At 74.9% G+C, this 18,782-nt stretch carries 6 protein-coding genes; all 6 read left to right on the top strand.

Annotation, left to right across the window (positions count from 1 at the left end; genetic code table 11):
• Window positions 1–9 precede the first annotated feature (9 nt).
• The gene (locus IH50_RS43565; RefSeq protein WP_420709085.1) at window positions 10–432 is read left to right on the top strand and encodes an alcohol dehydrogenase catalytic domain-containing protein; all 423 of its coding nucleotides are present in this window, start codon (window positions 10–12) and stop codon (window positions 430–432) included.
• Window positions 414–8,390, top strand: coding sequence for a type I polyketide synthase (locus tag IH50_RS42670; RefSeq protein ID WP_324617147.1), 7,977 nt, complete (start codon window positions 414–416; stop codon window positions 8,388–8,390). The genes IH50_RS43565 and IH50_RS42670 overlap by 19 nt, the downstream gene beginning before the upstream one ends.
• 59 nt (window positions 8,391–8,449) lie before the next feature.
• Window positions 8,450–10,177: a polyketide synthase dehydratase domain-containing protein gene (locus IH50_RS42665; protein WP_234328207.1), complete on the top strand. Its 1,728-nt coding sequence runs from the start codon at window positions 8,450–8,452 to the stop codon at window positions 10,175–10,177.
• A 28-nt stretch (window positions 10,178–10,205) separates the two neighbouring features.
• Complete coding sequence (locus IH50_RS42660) at window positions 10,206–11,897, top strand: SDR family NAD(P)-dependent oxidoreductase (RefSeq protein ID WP_234328201.1); 1,692 nt, start codon at window positions 10,206–10,208, stop codon at window positions 11,895–11,897.
• Between the two features lie 35 nt (window positions 11,898–11,932).
• Entirely contained in the window at window positions 11,933–16,543 is a 4,611-nt protein-coding gene (locus tag IH50_RS0119300; RefSeq protein ID WP_030863439.1) for a type I polyketide synthase, read from the top strand.
• A gap of 326 nt (window positions 16,544–16,869) precedes the next feature.
• Window positions 16,870–18,782: type I polyketide synthase (locus tag IH50_RS0119295; protein WP_420709084.1), on the top strand; the 1,913-nt coding region annotated here is incomplete at its 3' end.

Raw genomic sequence — 18,782 nt, 5'->3', positions numbered from 1 at the left:
GGCCGGCAGGTGCGGCTCGACGTGCGGGCGGCCGGGCTGAACTTCCGCGACGTGCTCAACGCGCTCGGCATGTACCCGGGGGAAGCGGGACAGCTCGGAGCCGAGGCGGTCGGTGTCGTCACCGCCACCGGGCCCGAGGCGACCGACTTCGCGCCGGGCGACCGGGTGATGGGCATGGTGCCCGGCGGCCTGGGCACCGACGTCCTCATCGACGAGCGGTTCCTGGTCCACGTCCCCGACGGGTGGACGGACGAGCAGGCGGCGTCGATACCGCTGGTGTTCCTGACCGCCTACTACGGCCTGACCGAGCTGGCGGGTCTGCGGGCGGGGGAGTCGGTGCTGGTGCACGCGGGTGCGGGTGGTGTGGGCATGGCTGCGGTGCAGCTGGCCCGGCATCTGGGCGCGGAGAGCACGTGGGCAAGATCGTACTGACGATGCCGCCGCGCTGGAACCCCGAGGGCACCGTCCTCATCACCGGCGGCACCGGCGCGCTCGGCGGACACCTCGCCCGCCGCCTCGCGGCCTCCGGCATGCGGCACCTGCTGCTGACGAGCCGACGCGGTCCGGAGGCGCCCGGCGCCGCCGAACTCGCCGCCGAACTGCGCGAACTGGGCGCCGAGGTGACCGTCGCGGCCTGCGACACCGCAGACCGCGACGCCACCGCCGCCCTCCTCGCCACGGTCCCCGCCGCACACCCGCTCACCGCGGTCGTCCACACGGCCGGTGTCCTCGACGACGGTGTGGTGACGTCCCTGTCGGCGGAGCGGGTCTCGAAGGTGCTGCGGCCGAAGGTCGACGCCGCCTGGCACCTGCACGAGCTGACCCGGGATCTGGGCCTGGCCGCGTTCGTCATGTTCTCGTCGGTGTCCGGTGTGATGGGCAGCGCCGGTCAGGGCAACTACGCGGCGGCCAACGTCTTCCTGGACGCGCTCGCCACCCGCATGCCCGGCCAGGTGCCGCCGCTGCTGCGCAACCTGGTGCGCGGCACCCGGCGCGCCGCCGCCACCGCCGTCGGCGGGGCCCGGGTCGCCGCCGACCTCGTCCGCCGACTCCTGGAGACGCGGGAGGAGGAACGCGTCCGCGTCCTGCTCGACCTGGTGCGCGGCGAGGCCGCCGCCGTGCTCGGCCACTCCTCGCCCAAGGCCGTCGAGGCCGACCGCGACTTCCACGACCTCGGCTTCGACTCGCTCACCGCCGTCGAACTGCGCAACCGCCTCACCACCGCCACCGGCCTGCGCCTCCCCGCGACCCTCGTCTTCGACTACCCGACGCCCACCGTGCTCGCCGGGCACCTGGTGGCCGCGCTCCTCGAGGAGGAACGGACCGCCGACACACCCGCGGCCGCCGGCACCGTCCTGCCCGCGACGGCCGACGACCCGATCGTCATCGTCGGCATGGCCTGCCGGATGCCCGGCGGCGTCAGCTCGCCCGAGGAACTGTGGCGGCTCGTCGTCGAGGGCCGCGAGGGCATCTCCGCCTTCCCGACCGACCGCGGCTGGGACCTGGACACCCTCATGCGCGGCGGACAGGGCGGCCACGGCCGCAGCGCCACCTCCGAGGGCGGGTTCCTCCACGACGTCGCCGACTTCGACGCCGGCTTCTTCGGGATCTCCCCGCGCGAGGCCCTCGCCATGGACCCGCAGCAGCGCCTGCTCCTGGAGACCACCTGGGAGGCGTTCGAACGCGCCGGCATCGACCCGGCGACCGTGCGCGGCAGCCAGACCGGTGTCTTCGTCGGCACCAGCGGCCAGGACTACACCACCCTCGTCATGAACTCCAGCGAGGACGCCGAGGGCCACGCCCCGACCGGCCTCGCCACCAGCGTCATCTCCGGCCGTCTCTCCTACACCTTCGGCCTGGAGGGCCCCGCGGTCACCATCGACACCGCCTGCTCCTCCTCCCTGGTGGCCCTGCACTGGGCGGCCCACGCGCTGCGCTCCGGCGAGTGCTCCCTCGCCCTCGCGGGCGGTGTCACCGTGATGTCGACCGCCATGGGCTACGCCGGCTTCACCCGGCAGGGCGGCCTCGCCCCCGACGGCCGCTGCAAGGCCTTCGCGGACGCGGCCGACGGCACCGGCTGGTCCGAGGGCGTCGGCATGCTCGTCGTCGAGCGCCTCTCGGACGCCCGCCGCAACGGCCACCCCGTCCTCGCCATGATCCGCGGCTCCGCCGTCAACCAGGACGGCGCCTCCAACGGCCTCACCGCGCCCAACGGGCCCTCCCAGCAGCGCGTCATCCGCCAGGCCCTGGCGAGTGCCGGCCTCTCGGCCGCCGACGTGGACGCCGTCGAGGCCCACGGCACCGGCACGACCCTCGGCGACCCCATCGAGGCACAGGCCCTGCTGGCCACCTACGGCCAGGACCGCCCCGCCGACCGGCCGCTGCTGCTCGGCTCCATCAAGTCGAACATCGGACACGCCCAGGCCGCCGCCGGTGTCGCCGGCGTCATCAAGACCGTCATGGCGCTCCGCCACGGCCTGCTGCCCAAGTCCCTGCACATCGACGCCCCGTCGACCCACGTGGACTGGACCGAGGGCGAGGTGCGCCTGCTCACCGAGACCGTCGACTGGCCGGAGACCGGACGTCCGCGCCGTGCCGGTGTGTCGTCCTTCGGCATCAGCGGCACCAACGCGCACACCATCATCGAACAGGCCCCGGAGACCGAGCCGGTCACGCCGGCCGGGGAACCCGGGCGCGTTCCCGAGACCGTGCCGTGGCCGGTGTCGGCCAAGTCCGAGGAGGCCCTGGAAGGCCAACTGGAGCGGATCACCTCCCTCGACCCCGACACCGCGTCCGCGCTGGACGTCGGTTTCTCGCTGGCCTCCGGGCGGTCGGTGTTCGAGTACCGGGCGGTGCTGCTCGCCGACGCGGAGGGCGGTGCCCCCGTGGAGGTGGCGCGCGGGCGTGCCGTCGAGCGGTCGCTGGCGGTGCTGTTCTCGGGGCAGGGGTCGCAGCGTGCGGGGATGGGGCGTGAGCTGTACGCCCGGTTCCCAGTGTTCGCCGAGGCGCTGGACGCCGTACTGGCCCGGCTCGATGCCGAGCTGGAGCGTCCGTTGCGGGAGGTGCTGTTCGCGGAGGAGGGCACGCCGGAGGCGGAGCTCCTCGACACCACCGGCTACACCCAGCCCGCGCTGTTCGCGGTCGAGGTGGCCCTGTACCGGCTGGTCGAAAGCTGGGGTGTGCGGCCGGAGTTCGTGGCCGGGCACTCCGTCGGTGAGATCACGGCCGCGCACATCGCCGGGGTGCTGTCGCTGGAGGACGCGTGCACGCTGGTCGCGGCCCGCGCCCGGCTGATGGCGGAACTGCCGTCGGGCGGCGCCATGATGGCGATCGAGGCCACCGAGGAGGAGATCACCCCGCGCCTCACGGACGGGACCGCCCTGGCCGCGGTCAACGGACCCGAGTCCGTCGTCGTGTCCGGTGCCGAGGCCGAAGTCGTCGCGCTGGCGGAGGAGTTCGCCGCGCAGGGCCGCAAGACGCGGCGCCTGTCGGTCAGTCACGCCTTCCACTCGCCATTGATGGAGCCGATGCTGGCGGATTTCCGCGCCGTCGCGGAGACGCTGACGTACGCGGAGCCGCGCATCCCGGTCGTCTCCAACGTGACCGGCGAGATCGCCGGCCCCGAGCTGCTGTGCTCCGCCGAGTACTGGGTGCGCCACGTCCGCGGCACCGTCCGCTACGCCGACGGCGTACGCGCCCTCGCCGACGCCGGGGCGAACGCCTTCCTCGAGGCCGGCCCCGACGGCGTACTGACCGCGCTCACCCGCCGCTGCCTCGACACCGGCGCCGACACGGTCGCCGTGCCCGCCCTGCGGGGCGACCGGCCCGAGGAGAGCACGCTGCTCACCGCGCTGGCCCGGCTCCACGTGTCCGGGGTACGCGTCGACTGGCGGCCCTGCTTCGACGACACCGGCGCCCACCGCACCGAACTGCCGACCTACGCCTTCCAGCGGTCCCGTCACTGGCCCGACGCCCGGCGCCCCACGGCGGGCGGAACCGGGCCGGACCCCCTGGACACGGCGTTCTGGACGGCCGTGGAGGGCGAGGACCTGACCACGCTCGCCGCCGATCTCGAGGTCGACACCGACGCGCTGGGCGCGGTCCTGCCCGCCCTGTCCACCTGGCGGCGCCGACAGCGCGACCAGGCGATGGTCGACGGCGTCAGGCACCACGAGGCGTGGAAGCCGCTGTCGCTGCCCTCCTCCGCGCCCACCGCCGCCGGCACCTGGCTGGCCGTCGTCCCCGAGGCGCTCGCCGACGACCCGTGGGTGGCCGCCGTCCTGGCGGCCGTCGGCACCGACGTCGTGCCGCTCACCGTCGGCACCGACGACCGCGACGCGCTCACCGGAAGGCTGCGCGGCCTGCTCTCCGAGGGCACCGCCCTCACCGGAGTGCTGTCCCTGCTCGCCCTCACCGACACCGCCGGGGCCTCCGCCGCCTCGACGGCGGTGCTGCTCCAGGCCCTGCCGGACGCCGGGATCACCGCGCCCCTGTGGTGCGTGACGCGCGGCGCCGTCGCCGTCGCCGGAACGGAGCGGCTCACCGCCCCCGGCCAGGCGGCGGTGTGGGGACTCGGCAGGGTCGCGGCACTGGAACTCCCCGTGCGGTGGGGCGGGCTGATCGACCTGCCCACCGCCCTGGACGACCGCGCCGCCAGGCGGTTCGCCGCCGTCCTCGCCGGACACGACGGCGAGGACCAGGTGGCCGTGCGCGACTCGGCCGTCTTCGGCCGCCGGCTCGTGCCCGCGCCGGAGACCGCGCCCGACGCCGGCTGGGAGCCCAGCGGCACCGTCCTGGTCACCGGGGGCACCGGGGGCCGTGGCGCCCACGTGGCGCGCTGGCTCGCCGCCGCCGGAACCGCGCGCCTGGTACTGGTCAGCCGGCGCGGCCCGGAGGCGCCCGGCGCCACCGAACTCGCCGACGAGCTGCGGGAGCTGGGCGCCGAGGTGACGGTCGTCGCCTGCGACGCCGCCGACCGCGACGCCCTCGCCGCCGTCCTCGCCGGCATCCCCGAGGACACTCCCCTGACCGGTGTGGTGCACGCCGCCGGCATCGTCGACGACGGCGTGCTCGACGACCTCACGCCGGAGCGGTTCGCCGCGCTGCACCGTGCCCGCACCGCCCCCGCCCTCCACCTCGACGAACTGACCCGGGACCTGGACCTGACGGCGTTCGTGCTCTGCTCCTCGCTGGCCGGCACGGTCGGCACCGCGGGGCGCGCGGGCCTCGCCGCCGCCACCGCCGTCCTCGACGCGCTCGCCCGGCGCCGCCGCGGCGAGGGCCTGCCCGCGACCTCCATCGCCTGGGGCGCCTGGACCGACGAGGAACCCGGCGCGAACACCACCGGCACCACGGACGCCACCGGCACCACGGACACCAGCTCCACGGACACCGGCACCACCGCACGCCCGGCCCGCACCGCCGGTCACCCGGCCGTGCACCCGGACCTCGCGCTCGCCGCCCTGCGGCAGGCCGTGACCCGGCCGGAGCCGGCGCCCGTGGTCTTCGACCCGCGCCAGCCGCAGGTCCTGGACACCCTCATCGGCATCCGCGGCAGCGCCCTGCTGCGCGACCTGCCGGACGCCCGGCAGGCGCTGGCCGACGCGGCCGCCGCGCGGCAGCAGACCGAGACGGCCGCATCCGGGCTCACCGCCCGGCTGCGGGACCTGCCCGCCGCCGACCGCACCGCGCTCCTCGGCGACCTGGTCCGCACGCACGCCGCCGCCGTCCTCGGCCACCCGGGACCGGAGGCCGTCGCCCCCGACCGCAACTTCCGCGACCTGGGCTTCGACTCGCTGACCGCGATCGAACTGCCCGACCGGCTCGCCCTCGCCACCGGGCTGCGCCTGCCCGCCACCACGGTCTACGACTTCCCGACCGCGCGGGCCCTGGCCGAGCACCTGGTCGCCGAACTCCTCGGCGAACAGGACACCGACTCCGGCCTCGACCGGGTGAACGCCGCCGGACTGTCCGACGACCCGATCGTCATCGTCGGCATGGCCTGCCGCCTCCCCGGCGGCGTGCGCTCCCCCGAGGACCTGTGGCGGATGCTCAGCGAGGGCCGCGACGGCATCGAGGCCTTCCCCGAGGACCGGGGCTGGGACCTCGCCACCCTGGCGACCGGCGGCGCGGACGGCCGCGGCCGCAGCGCCACCCTCCGGGGCGGATTCGTCGAAGGGGCCGCCGAGTTCGACGCCGGCTTCTTCGGGATCTCCCCCCGCGAGGCCATCGCCATGGACCCCCAGCAGCGCCTGCTCCTGGAGACCACCTGGGAGGCGTTCGAACGCGCCGGCATCGACGCCGACGGGCTGCGCGGCAGCCGCACCGGCGTGTTCGTCGGCACCAACGGCCAGGACTACTCCACCCTCGTCATGAACTCCCGCGAGGACCTGGAGGGCCACGCCGGCACCGGCCTCGCCGCCAGCGTCGTCTCCGGCCGGCTCGCCTACACCTTCGGCCTGGAGGGCCCGGCGGTCACCGTCGACACCGCCTGCTCCTCCTCCCTGGTCGCCCTGCACTGGGCGCTCCAGGCGCTGCGGGCCGGCGAGTGCGACCTCGCCGTCGCGGGCGGCGTCACCCTCATGAGCACCCCGTCCGGCTTCTCCGGCTTCACCCTGCAGAACGGCCTCGCCCCCGACGGCCACTGCAAGGCGTACGCGGACGCCGCCGACGGCACCGGCTGGTCCGAGGGCGTCGGCCTGCTCGTGGTGGAGCGCCTCTCGGACGCCCGCCGCAACGGGCACGAGGTGCTCGCGGTGGTCCGTGGCTCGGCCATCAACCAGGACGGTGCCTCCAACGGGCTCACCGCCCCCAACGGCCCCTCGCAGCAGCGCGTCATCCGGCAGGCCCTGGCGAGCGCCGGGCTCACCCCCGCCGACATCGACGCCGTCGAGGGCCACGGCACCGGCACCCCCCTCGGCGACCCCATCGAGGCGCAGGCACTGCTGGCCACCTACGGCCAGGACCGCGACCCGGAGCGCCCGCTGCTCCTCGGCTCGCTGAAGTCGAACATCGGCCACACCCAGGCCGCCGCCGGTGTCGCCGGCATCATCAAGACCGTCCTGGCGATGCGGCACGCCGTCCTGCCGAAGACCCTCCACGTCGACCGGCCCTCCACGCACGTCGACTGGGAGGCGGGCGCGGTGCGCCTGCTCACCGAGCCGACCGCGTGGCCGGAGACCGGCAGGCCGTGGCGCGCGGGCATCTCGTCCTTCGGCATCAGCGGCACCAACGCCCACACCATCATCGAGCAGGCACCCGAACCCGAGGCGGCCCCCGCGCCGGCCGGTACGGCGGCCCGCCCGACGGTCGTCCCGTGGCCCGTCTCCGCGAAGTCCGAGGAGGCCCTGGACGCCCAGGTGACCCGCATCGCCGCCCTGACCGGCAGGTCCCCGCTGGACGTGGGCCACTCCCTGGCCACCGGCCGCGCCCTGCTCGACCACCGCGCGGTCCTCCTCGCCTCACCCGGCGGGGACCCCCTCGAGGTGGCGCGGGGCCGCGCCGCGTACCGCACCACCGCCGTCCTGTTCTCCGGCCAGGGTTCCCAGCGGGCCGGCATGGGGCGTGGACTGTACGCCGCCTTCCCGGTGTTCGCCGAGGCCCTGGACGCCGTACTGGCCCGCCTGGACACCGGCGGCGAAGTCCCCTTGCGCACCGTGCTGTTCGCGGAGGAGGGCACGCCGGAGGCGGAACTCCTCGATACCACCGGGTTCACGCAGCCCGCGCTGTTCGCCGTCGAGGTGGCCCTGTTCCGGCTGGTGGAGTCGTGGGGCGTACGGCCGGAGTTCGTGGCGGGTCACTCCGTCGGTGAGATCACGGCCGCGCACGTGGCCGGGGTGCTGTCGCTGGAGGACGCCTGCACGCTGGTCGCGGCCCGCGCCCGGCTGATGCAGGAACTGCCGTCCGGTGGTGCGATGGTGGCCGTCCAGGCGACGGAGGAGGAGATCACCCCGCGCTTGACGGACGGCATCGCCCTGGCGGCGGTGAACGGTCCGGACGCGGTCGTCGTCGCGGGTGAGGAGAAGGAAGTCCTGGCGCTGGCCGAGGAGTTCGCCGCACAGGGCCGCAAGACGCAGCGCCTGTCGGTCAGTCACGCCTTCCACTCGCCGCTGATGGAGCCGATGCTCGACGCCTTCCGCGAGGTCGCGGAGGGGTTGACGTACGCGGAGCCGCGTATCCCCGTCGTCTCCAACGTGACCGGCGAGATCGCCGGCCCCGAGCTGCTGTGCTCGCCCGAGTACTGGGTGCGCCACGTCCGCGGCACCGTCCGCTACGCCGACGGCGTACGCGCGACTGGGCGGCCTGGTTCGAGGGCACCGGGGCGCGCCGCACCGAACTGCCGACCTACCCCTTCCAGCGCGAGCGGTTCTGGCCCCGCCCGGCCGCCCTGACCGGCGACGTCAGCTCCGCCGGCCTGGTCTCCGCGGACCACCCGCTGCTCGGCGCCGCCGTGCCGCTGGCCGACTCCGAGGGCGCGCTGTTCACCAGCCAGATCTCCCTGACGGTCCACCCCTGGCTGCTCGACCACAAGGTCGGCGGCACGGTCGTCCTGCCCGGCACCGCCTACCTGGAGATGGCCGTCCGCGCCGCCGACCAGGTCGGCTGCGGCCGGGTCCAGGAACTCGTCCTGTCCGCCCCGATGGTGCTCGACGAGAAGGTGCCCACCGCCCTCCAGGTCGTCCTCGGCGCCCCGGACGAGGAGGGGACCCGCACCATCGCGTTCTACTCCCGCCCGTCCGACGCCGTCGACGCCCCCTGGACCCGGCACGCCACCGGATCCCTCGCCGCCGCGGAGCACACCGCCCCGTTCGACGTCCCCGTCTGGCCCCCGGCGGACGCGCGGCCGATGCCGGTCGACGGCACCTACGAACGCACCGAGTACGGCCCCTGCTTCCAGGGGATGCGCAAGGTGTGGATCCGCGGACAGGAGGCCTTCGTCGAGGTCGCCCTGCCCGAGGAGATCGCCGGGGACGCCCAGTACTTCGGCATCCACCCGGCCCTGCTCGACGCCGTCCAGCACGCCAACGGCTACCTCGGCGTCGGCAGCGAGGACAACCCGCTGCTGCCGTACATCTGGAACGGCGTCTCGCTGCACGCGGGCGGCGCCACCACCCTGCGGGCCCGCATCACCCGGCTCGGCGACGAGTCGGTCACGCTCACCGCGGTCGACGCCGAGGGCGAGCCCGTGCTGTCCGCCGAGGCGCTGGTGCTGCGCGCCCCGAGCGTGCCGCGCGCCCCGGTCGCCACCGGCGGCCAGGAACCGGTGTTCCGCCTCGACTGGGTCACCGCCCCCGAGGTCAAGCCCACCGAGGGGCTGCGGGCCGTCACCCTGGGCGCCGACGTCTTCGGCACCGGCACCGCACTGCCGTCCCTCGCCGACCTCACCGACCCGGCCGACGCCCCCGACTACGTCCTCGTCCCGCTCCAGGGGGAGTACACCGCCGCGGACGGCACGGACGCGGGCGGCGACCCGACCGCACCCGGTACGGACGTGCCCGGCGCCGTCCACGCGCTGACGACCCGCACCCTGGAACTCGTACGCCAGTGGCTGGACCACGACCGGTTCGACCGCACCCGCCTGGTCTTCGTCACCCGGAACGCGGTGGCCGCCGCCGACGGCGAGACCGTACGGGACCTCGCCGCGGGCGCCGCCTGGGGTCTGGTGCGCTCGGCCCAGTCCGAGAACCCCGACCGGTTCGTCCTCGTCGACCTCGACGGACAGGACGACGTCCAGGCACTGCTGCCGGATCTGCCGGCCCTGCTCGCCACCGGCGACGCCCAGTTCGCCGTGCGCGGGGGCACCGTCCGCGTCGGCCGGCTGGACCGCCTCGCCACCGGCGCCGGACTGCTCCCGCCCGTCGGCGTGCCGTGGCGGCTCGACACCACCGGCAAGGGCACCCTGGACAACCTCGTCCTCGCCCCCTGCCCGGAGGTGCTGCGGCCGCTCGACGACCACCAGGTCAGGATCGACGTCGACGCGACCGGCCTGAACTTCCGCGACGTCCTCAACGCCCTCGGCATGTATCCCGGCGAGTCCGGCCCGATGGGCACCGAGGCCGCCGGCACGGTCACGGCCGTCGGCTCCGCCGTCACCGGACTGCGGCCCGGCGACCGGGTGTTCGGCACCGTGCCCGGCGGATTCGGGGCTGGACGAGGATCACATCGCGTCGTCGCGTGATCTGGGCTTCGAGGAGAAGTTCCGGGCGGTGACCGGCGGCCGGGGCGTGGATGTCGTACTGAACGCCCTGGCCGGTGAGTTCGTGGACGCGTCGCTGCGGCTGACCGCCGACGGTGGCCGGTTCCTGGAGATGGGCAAGACCGACATCCGGGACCCGCGGGCGATCGACCGGGTGACCTACCGGGCGTTCGACCTGGGTGAGGCCGGACCCGAGCGCAACCGCGCCCTCCTCGGCGAACTCCTCGACCTGTTCGCCGAGGGCGCCCTGCGGCCCCTCCCGCTGACGGTGTGGGACGTGCGGCGGGCGCGTGAGGCGTTCCGGTTCATGAGCCGGGCCCAGCACGTGGGCAAGATCGTGCTGACGATGCCGCCGCGCTGGAACCCCGACGGCACCGTCCTGATCACCGGCGGCACCGGCGCGCTCGGCGGACACCTCGCCCGCCGCCTCGCGGCCTCGGGCATGCGGCACCTGCTGCTGACGAGCCGGCGCGGTCCGGAGGCGCCCGGCGCCGCCGAACTCGCCGCCGAACTGCGCGCACTGGGCGCCGAGGTGACCGTCGCGGCCTGCGACACCGCAGACCGCGACGCCACCGCCGCCCTCCTCGCCACGGTCCCCGCCGCACACCCGCTGACCGCGGTCGTCCACACGGCCGGCGTCCTCGACGACGGCGTCGTCGCCTCACTCACCCCCGAACGGCTCGCCACCGTCCTGCGGCCGAAGGTCGACGCCGCCTGGCACCTGCACGAACTCACCCGGGACCTGGACCTGGCGGCGTTCCTGCCGTTCTCGTCCATCGCCGGTGTCATGGGCAGCCCCGGCCAGGGCAACTACGCCGCCGCCAACTCCTTCCTCGACGCCCTGACCGCGCACCGCCGCTCCCAGGGCCTGGCCGGCACCTCGCTCGCCTGGGGCCCCTGGTCCCACGACGGCGGCATGACCAGCACCCTCTCCGACACCGACATGCGCCGCATGCAGTCCGGCGGCCTCCCGCCGCTCTCCGTCGACCAGGGCTTCGGCCTCTTCGACATCGCACGCGGCTCCGACGAGTCGTTCCTGGTCCTGGTCGGCCTCGCCCCCGGCGCCATGCGCGGCGCCGCCCCCGAGGACCTGCCGCCGCTCTTCCGCGGCATGGTCAGGAGCAGCCGCCGCACCGCCGCCGCCACCGACGCGGCCGGAACGGCCGCCGCCCTCGGCGCCAGGCTCGGCGAACTCCGCGCCGACGAACGCGTCCGGTACGTCACCGACCTGGTCCGCGAACAGGCCGCCCGGGTCCTCGGCCACGCCACGCCGAAGGCCGTCGACGTCACCCAGGAGTTCCGGGAGCTCGGCTTCGACTCGCTGACCGCCCTGGAACTGCGCAACCACCTCTCCACGGCGACCGGGCTGCGCCTGCCGGCCACCCTGGTCTTCGACTACCCGACCCCCACGGCACTCGCCGAACACTTCGTCTCCGAACTGGCCCCCGGCGACGAGAGCCCGCAGGGCCCCTCGCTGCTCGCCGAACTCGACCGCCTGGAAACGCTGTTCGCGGCGGCGGGCGAGCACGACGAGATCACCCGCGCGGGACTCGCCCTGCGGCTCGGCCAGATGCTGGACAAGGTGCGCGGCAGCGCACCGGAGTCGACCGGCACCCCCGTGGACGACGCCTTCGAATCGGCCAGCGCCGACGAGGTGTTCGCCTTCATCGACAACGAGCTCGGCCGCATGGGCGACCACTGAGACGAGCCGATTCACCACAGGAAGGGTTTCCCGTCATGCCCGATGACAAAAAGCTCGTCGACTACCTGAAGTGGGTCACGGCCGACCTGCACAAGACCCGTCGGCGGCTGGAGGAGGCCGAGGCGAGCCGGCACGAGCCGATCGCCATCGTGGGCATGGCCTGCCGGCTGCCCGGCGAGGTCGCCTCCCCGGAGGACTTCTGGCGGCTGCTCGACGAGGGCCGCGACGGCATCGCCCCGTTCCCCACCGACCGGGGCTGGGACCTCGCCGCCCTCGGCGGCGAGGGCGCCGGCAGCAGCGCCGCCGCCGAAGGCGGCTTCGTCGACGCCGCCGCCTTCGACGCCGGCTTCTTCGGCATCTCGCCGCGCGAGGCCGTCGCCATGGACCCGCAGCAACGGCTCCTGCTGGAGACCACCTGGGAAGCCGTGGAACGCGCCGGCCTCGACCCGGTGTCCCTGCGCGGCTCCCGCACCGGCGTGTTCGTCGGCACCGCCGGCGTCGACTACGTCGGCGTCGTGATGAACTCCCGCGAGGACGCCGAGGGCCACGCCACCACCGGCCTCACCGCCAGTGTCGTCTCCGGTCGCGTCGCCTACGCCTTCGACCTCGCCGGCCCGGCGGTCACCGTGGACACCGCCTGCTCCTCCTCCCTGGTCGCCATCCACCTGGCCGCCCAGTCCCTGCGCCAGGGCGAGTGCGGCCTCGCCCTCGCGGGCGGCGTCACCGTCATGTCCACCCCCATGGGCTTCTCCGGGTTCACCCGCCAGGGCGGCATCTCCACCAGCGGCCGCTGCAAGGCGTTCGCCGACTCCGCCGACGGCACCGGCTGGTCCGAGGGCGCCGGCGTCCTCGTCCTGGAACGGCTCTCCGACGCCCGCCGCAACGGGCACCAGATCCTCGCCGTGGTGCGCGGCTCCGCCGTCAACCAGGACGGCGCCTCCAACGGGCTCACCGCCCCCAACGGGCCCTCGCAGCAGCGCGTCATCCGGCAGGCTCTCGCCGGCGCCGGACTCTCACCCGCCGACGTGGACGCCGTCGAGGCCCACGGCACCGGCACGCCCCTCGGCGACCCGATCGAGGCGCAGGCGCTGCTGGCCACCTACGGCCAGGACCGGCCCGCCGACCGGCCGCTGCTGCTCGGCTCGGTGAAGTCCAACATCGGCCACTCCCAGGCCGCCGCCGGTGTCGCCGGCGTCATCAAGACCGTCCTGGCCATCCGCCACGGCGTCCTGCCCAAGACCCTCCACGTCGACGCGCCCTCCACGCACGTCGACTGGACCGCGGGCAACGTCCGCCTCCTCACCGAACGCACCCCCTGGCCGGAGACCGGCCGGCCGCGCCGCGCCGCCGTGTCCTCCTTCGGCATCAGCGGCACCAACGCCCACCTCGTCGTCGAGCAGGCCCCCGAACCCGAGGAGCCGGAGCGGCCCGCCGCGCCGACGGCCCACCCGACGGTCGTGCCGTGGCCCGTCGCCGGCAAGACGAAGGGCGCCCTGGAGGCGCAGCTCGCAGGGGTGTCGGCACTGACCGACGCCACCGCCCTGGATGTGGGCTTCTCCCTGGCGTCGGGGCGGTCGGTGTTCGAGCACCGGGCCGTGCTCCTCGCGGGCGTCGAGGGCGAACAGCCCGTCGAGGTGGCGCGCGGTCGTGCGGCGCAGCGCTCACTCGCCGTCCTGTTCCCGGGGCAGGGGTCGCAGCGGGCCGGGACGGGGCGCGAACTGTACGCAGCCTTCCCTGTGTTCGCCGAGGCGCTGGACGCCGTACTGGCACAGCTCGACGCGGAGCTGGAACGGCCGTTGCGGGAGGTGCTGTTCGCGGAGGAGGGCACGCCGGAGGCGGAACTCCTCGACACCACCGGGTTCACGCAGCCCGCGTTGTTCGCGGTCGAGGTGGCGTTGTTCCGGCTGGTCGAAAGCTGGGGTGTGCGACCGGAGTTCGTGGCCGGACACTCGGTGGGGGAGATCACGGCCGCGCACGTGGCCGGGGTGCTGTCGCTGGAGGACGCCTGCACGCTGGTCGCGGCGCGTGCCCGGCTGATGCAGGAACTCCCCTCCGGCGGCGCCATGATCGCCGTCCAGGCCACCGAGGAGGAGATCACCCCCAGGCTGACCGACGGCGTGGCCCTGGCCGCCGTCAACGGACCCGACTCCGTCGTCCTGTCCGGTGCCGAGGCCGAAGTCGTTGCACTGGCGGAGGAGTTCTCCGCGCAGGGCCGCAAGACGCAGCGCCTGTCGGTGAGTCACGCCTTCCACTCGCCGTTGATGGAGCCGATGCTCGACGCCTTCCGCGAGGTCGCGGAGGGGCTGACGTACGCGGAGCCGCGCATCCCCGTCGTCTCCGACGTGACCGGCGAGATCGCCGGCCCCGAGCTGCTGTGCTCGCCCGAGTACTGGGTGCGCCACGTCCGCGGCACCGTCCGCTACGCCGACGGCGTACGCGGCGCCCGCCGCACCGACGTCCCCACCTACCCCTGGCAGCACCGCGCCTACTGGCCGCGGCCCCTCGCCTTCGCCGGGGACGTGGCCGGCGCCGGACTCACCCCCGCCGAACACCCCCTGCTCGGCGCGGCGGTGTCCCTGGCCGGCACCGGCGGAGTGCTGCTCACCGGGCGGGTGTCCCTGCGCACCCACCCCTGGCTCACCGACCACACCATGGGCGGCATGGTCCTCTTCCCGGCGACCGGCTTCCTCGAACTGGCCGTGCGCGCCGGCGACCAGGTGGGCTGCGGCCGGGTGCAGGAACTCACCCTGACCACCCCGCTCGTGCTCGACGCCGCGAGCGCCGTCGCCGTCCAGGTGCGCGTCGGCGCCCCCGACGGGACCGGAGGCCGGGAACTCGGCATCCACTCCCGGGCCGCCGACGCCCCCGACGAGCCGTGGACCCGGCACGCCACCGGCGTCCTCGTCCCCGACGAGCGGCAGGTCGAGTTCGACACCGCCCAGTGGCCGCCGCAGGGCGCCGAACCCCTCGACCTGACCGGCTTCTACGAGCGCACCGAGTACGGTCCCCTCTTCCAGGGCCTGCGCGCCGCCTGGGCCCGTGGCGAGGAGGTCTTCGCCGAACTGGAGCTGCCCGGCCGCACGGACGACGCCGAACTGTTCGCCCTGCACCCGGCCCTGCTCACCGCCGCACTGCAGGCCGTGGAGTTCGTCGAACTGAAGGACGCCGACCAGGGCCTGCTGCCGTTCTCCTGGTCCGGGGTGTCCCTGCACGCCTCCGGCGCCGCCCGGCTGCGGGCGCGCCTGGCCAAGGCCGGGGAGGACACCGTGTCCATCGCCGCCGTCGACCCAGCGGGCCGGCCCGTCCTGTCGGTCGAGGCGCTGGCCCTGCGCCCGTCGTCCGCCGCCCGGCTGCTCGGCCCCGGCGCCGACGGCCGGCCCGCCGCACCCGCCGCACGCCCGGCCCGCCCGGCCGCGACCGTCTCCACGGTGCCGGTCCGCGCCGCCGACCCGGCCTCCTTCCGCGACCGGCTGGCCACCCTCGGCGCCGCCGAACAGGAACAGGCCCTGCGCGATCTGGTCGTCACCTGTGCCGCGCGGCTCCTCGGCCACTCCGACACCTCCGAGGTCGACCCCGAACGCGACTTCCTGGAACTCGGCTTCGACTCCCTCATCGGCATCGAACTGCGCCGCAGGCTCAGCGAGGCCACCGGCCTGCAACTGCCCGCCGGCATCGTCTACGACAGCGGCTCCCCGAACGGCCTCACCTCCTGGCTGCTCACCGAACTCGGCGCCCAGGGCGGTGGTTCCGTCCCCCGGGGCGGCGGCGTGCCGGGCGGCCCGGCCGAGAACGACTCGATGGAGCGGCTGTTCCTCGACGGCCTCGCCCGGGGCAAGACCCGGGAGGCGCAGCGCATGCTGGCCACCGTCGCCGCCCTGCGGCCCACCTTCGAGGCGACCGCCGAACTGGAGGACCTGCCCTGGCCGGTGACGCTCGCCGAGGGCCCGGCCGCCTCACGGCTGGTCTGCGTCAGCGCGCCCACCGCCAACGGCGGCGTCCACCAGTACGCCCAGCTCTCCGCGCACTTCCGGGGCAGCCGCGACATGGCCGCACTGCCGCTGGTCGGCTTCGCCACCGGTGAGGCCCTGCCCGCCGGGCCGGAGGCCGCCGCCCGGGTGATCGCCGAGAGCGCCCTGCAGGCCGCCGACGGCCGGCCCTTCGTCCTCGCCGGCCACTCCTCGGGCGGCTCCCTCGCCTACGCCGCCGCCGGCGTGCTGGAGAGCACGTGGGGCATCCGCCCCGCCGCCGTCGTCCTGCTCGACACCCTGAGCATCCAGCACAAGAACGACGAGGGCGTGGACTTCTCGGGCATGATGCGGTTCAACTTCACCGCCGTCGACGACTCGCCCGTACGGCTCACCAACTCCCGGCTCTCCGCGATGGGCCGCTGGATGGTCCTGCTCAACGCCCTCGACGTGCACCCCACCACCGCGCCCGTCCTCGAGATCAAGTGCACCCGCGCCCTCATCGAGGGCGTCCCCGCACCGGACGCCGGCACCCTGCACGAGCCGCTGGTGCCGTCGGCCACCGTACGGCCGGTCGACGCCGACCACCTCTCCGTGATCCGCGAGGACTCCGCCAAGGCCGCCGCCATCATCCAGGAGTGGCTGACCGAACTGGAGACACCGGCGGCCGCCGCCCGATGACCGACCAGGCGGCAGCGCGAAGGTGACCGATCGGGCGGCAGCCCCATAACCGATCCAGTACGAGGGAATTCACCAGTTCCCCTCCCCGGGCCGGGCGCACGTGGTACCCACCACGGCGCCCGGCCCCCGCCTTTCCCCAGGCTCTAGGGAAACCCGCAGTCCGGGACGGCCAGACTGACCACCGGACCGGGTCGGCCTGCGACCCGGACCGGAAGACCACCGGCCGGCGCTCCCCGCGCACCGCCGGTTCTTCCTACAGGGTCGGGGCGTGGATCCGGGGATCGCCGCTCTCCGCGTTTTCCGGAATCTGAGTGAGAGGTGGGCACCTGATGTCGAACGAGGACAAGCTCCGCGCGTACCTCAAGCGGGCGATCGCCGACCTCCAGGAGGCCCGGCAGCAGCTCAGCGAGGCCGAGAACCGCGACCACGAGCCCGTCGCCGTCGTCGCCATGGCCTGCCGCTACCCCGGCGGCGCCCGCTCGCCCGAGGAACTGTGGGAGCTGGCCCGGGACGGCGTGGACGCGATCTCCGCGTTCCCCGCCAACCGGGGCTGGGACCTCGACCGGCTGTTCCACCCCGACCCGGCCCACCACGGCACCACCTACACCCGCGAGGGAGGCTTCCTGCACGAGGCCGGCGAGTTCGACCCGGCGTTCTTCGGGATCTCCCCGCGTGAGGCCCTCGCCATGGACCCGCAGCAGCGGCTGCTCCTGGAGACCTCCTGGGAGGCCCTGGAACGCGCCGGGATCCTCCCGGACTCCCTCACCGGCAGCCCCACCGGCGTCTTCGTCGGCACCGGACACGCCGACTACGACAGCGCCGCCCGGGGCCGCCAGGAGGAGGTCGCCGGACACCTCCTGACCGGCAACACGGTCGCCGTCGCCTCCGGCCGCCTGTCCTACACGTACGGCTTCGAGGGCCCCGCCGTCACCGTCGACACCGCCTGCTCCTCCTCCCTGGTCGCCCTCCACCTGGCCGTGCGTTCCCTGCGCCAGGGGGAGTGCTCCCTCGCCCTGGCCGGCGGCGCCACCGTCATGTCGACGCCGAAGATGTTCACCGAGTTCTCCCGGCAGCGCGGCCTGGCCGCCGACGGCCGCTGCAAGGCGTTCGCCGCAGCCGCCGACGGCACCGGCTGGGCCGAAGGCGTCGGCATGGTCCTGCTGGAGCGGCTCTCCGACGCCCGCCGCAACGGCCACCCCGTCCTCGCCGTCATCCGTGGCTCCGCCCTCAACCAGGACGGCGCCTCCAACGGCCTGACCGCCCCCAACGGGCCCTCCCAGCAGCGCCTGATCCGTCAGGCCCTCATCGACGCCGGACTGTCCGCCGCCGAGGTCGACGTCGTCGAGGCGCACGGCACCGGCACGACCCTGGGCGACCCGATCGAGGCGCAGGCGCTGCTGGCCACCTACGGCCAGGACCGGCCCGCCGACCGGCCGCTGCTGCTCGGCTCGCTGAAGTCGAACATCGGCCACACCCAGGCCGCCTCCGGCGTCGGCGGCGTCATCAAGATGGTGCAGGCCATGCGGCACGGCATGCTGCCCAAGAGTCTCCACATCGACGCGCCCACCCCGCACGCCGACTGGGCCGACGGCGCCGTCGACCTGCTCACCGAGCACACGGACTGGCCGGAGACCGGCCGGCCCCGCCGCGCCGCCGTGTCCTCCTTCGGCGTCAGCGGCACCAACGCCCACCTCATCCTCGAGCAGGCCCCGGAACCCGAACCGGCCGACGAGGCCGACGGCAGGACCGAGGCCCCGGTGTGGTTGCCGTGGGTGGTGTCGGCGAAGTCGCGTGAGGCGGTGCGGGAGCAGGCGGCGCGGCTGGCAGCGTCCGTGCGCGACAGCGGTGCGGGTGCGCTGGACGTGGCGTATTCGCTGGTGTCGACCCGTGTCGCGATGGAGCACCGTTCGGTCGTGGTGGGCGGCGGCCTGGACGACCTCCTCGCCGGCCTCGACGCCCTCGCCGCGGGCCGGCCCGCCCCCGGCCTCGTCGAGGGCACCGCCGCCGAAGGCGGCGGCGTCGTGTTCGTCTTCCCCGGCCAGGGCTCCCAGTGGGCCGGTATGGCGGTCGAACTCCTGGACACGTCCCCGGTGTTCGCCCGGCAGATGTCCGCCTGCGCCGACGCGCTCGCCCCCCACGTCGACTGGTCGTTGCTGGATGTGGTGCGGGGTGTGGAGGGTGCTCCGTCGTTGGAGCGGGTGGATGTGGTGCAGCCGGTGTTGTGGGCGGTGATGGTGTC

Origin of the sequence: Streptomyces sp. NRRL S-37 (genome assembly GCF_000721605.1) — a bacterium.
Lineage (GTDB): Bacteria > Actinomycetota > Actinomycetes > Streptomycetales > Streptomycetaceae > Streptomyces.
The sequence above is the reverse complement of the archived record's forward strand: the minus strand, read 5'-3'. Positions and strand labels throughout refer to the sequence as shown.